This is a genomic window from Vibrio genomosp. F10 str. 9ZD137 (assembly GCF_049974785.1).
Lineage (GTDB): Bacteria > Pseudomonadota > Gammaproteobacteria > Enterobacterales > Vibrionaceae > Vibrio.
Genome location: NZ_JBNGCJ010000939.1, coordinates 1 through 2144 on the forward strand (window position 1 = coordinate 1; position 2144 = coordinate 2144).

Annotated in this window: 1 protein-coding gene; it reads right to left on the minus strand. The window is 42.2% G+C overall.

All coding sequences use genetic code 11. The features are described from left to right. Positions 1-75 precede the first annotated feature (75 nt). Positions 76-1956, minus strand: coding sequence for a methyl-accepting chemotaxis protein (locus ACP45E_RS20605; protein ID WP_017037316.1), 1881 nt, complete (start codon positions 1954-1956; stop codon positions 76-78). Positions 1957-2144: the final 188 nt, after the last annotated feature.

Below are 2144 nucleotides of genomic sequence, written 5' to 3' on the forward strand. Positions count from 1 at the left end.
AGGACAGTCGGTAGGATAGCCGACAGAATAAAAACCACTTTATAGATCCGACTACCCTACTAACAGCGAAACTGGCTAAATATTGAAGCGTTCGCAGTCTGAATTCAGGCTGCTTGAACGTTGATCCACCAACTCGCTCGTCTGTCTTAACTGTTCATTATTGTTTTCGAGTTCTTTCATTGCTGATGATATCTCTATCATGTTATTTGCCATTGATTGACTGGTCGTAGCAAGCTCTCTTATTGAGGCGAATATCACTTCGGTTTGATGAGCGGCTTCATCGGCCTTTTCAGTGATTTGGCCTAATGCTGTCATTGCTTCGTGGCCTTTTTCTTGACCCGCCTGGATAGAAGATTCAGATTGCCCAATGTACTGAATCACTTCAGCACTCTCTTTTTTCATGGTTTCAATCGTCCCTGAAATCTCACCAACTGCATCAACCGTTCTCACCGCCAGGTTCCTGACTTCATCGGCAACCACGGCAAATCCTCTCCCCTGCTCACCAGCCCTTGCCGCTTCTATCGCCGCATTCAAAGCAAGTAGATTGGTTTGTTCCGCAATCCCGTTAATAATCTCCATGACGGAATCCACTTTTGAGGAGGCGGTTTCTAGCTGTTGGATATGCCCTGCTGCCGACTTCAGTATATTGTTGACATCTTCAAGGGAATCAATGGCTCCTTTAATCACCGTCGCCCCTTCCTCTGCAGCATTGGTCGATGACTTACTCACATCAGCAACAAACTCCAGCGAATTAGACACTTCTTGCGTGGTCACACTGACTTCTTCCGTCGCAGACGCTAACAACTCGGTTTGTCCTAATACTTTCGACTGATTGTGTGCCAACGTATCTATCCCAGTATTCAGTTCTGCCGCATTGACTGACAATGCATTACTGCTATTTTGTACACCATGAACCAATTCACCCAGATTTTCACAACTTTGATTAATCGTCATCGCCAATTGGTTAAATTCATCGTTATCGTTCGGACCTATCTTCATTCTCTGTGATAAATCCCCTTTCGCAACGCCGGAAAGAATTGTACTTATTTGCTTAACTGATCGTGTTAGCGTGCCACTGATTGTGATAAAAATGGCAATAGTAAATACGGCTAATGCCGCACACGCTATAAGTACCGACCATTGGGTTTGAGCCGCACTTTTCTCGGCCTTTCCAATGTATTCAGTCGTAATACTGGCTAACGTATCCGTCACATCGCCTATGACCGTCTTTAAGCGTAATTCACTTTGAAATAAGTTTTGTTCAATCGCTCCGATTTCTTGGGAAAGCTCGGCAACTCTAAGAAAGGTACTTTTCATCGCTTCAATCTCTTTCTCATAGAGATCGAGCATCGCATAGGTATTCGACATGTTTACGAACATTGCCATCGCTCTGTTGAACAATGTGAGATTTTTCTCGTTAGGCTGAAGTAGATAGTTTTGTTGCGCTTTAATCATGACCTGAAAATCTGAATTCAAAGTCACCATACCGGTTTCTTCAATTTTCATTTCAATGGTTGTCGCCAGCGATTTTAACTGGCCTAAATTCCCCTCATCTACACTGAATCCGAGCTCTTCCTTCACCGTTAACCATGGAATGAGTGTTTGATAAAACTCTTCCACACTACCCGTCAGGCCATCAGCCTGCTGAATCAGACCAAGCGCCTTTAGAAAAATAGCATTTTCATCGGCTAACTGCTTAATTTCTTGTATCGTTACCTTAGTCTTTTCTACTTCACTCGCGTTAAGTGAATCGATGTCAGCGGCAAGTGTCAGTAACGCACTTTGTGTTTTGTATATCGAAATCGAACCAGCAGCGACATCGCCACTACGGATATATTGTGACCCCATTACAGACAAACGATTTGAGGTAAACAAACCAAGGCTGATGAAGCCAATAGACAGAATAACTAAAAAAACGGTTATTTTTTGTCGTTGAGATAATGCAAATACTTCCATGAGACACCCTTATCTACTACTGAGATAAACAACTAAGCAAAAGTTATGTAACCAAATTATTATTAATATCTTTATTAACTATAACAACTCTATAACACATGACCTGTATAAGGCGATTTATTTTTAATAACTATTCTTAGGGCATGTTGATCTTTCGAGCTGAATTTTGCAGCAACTTGATGGGTATT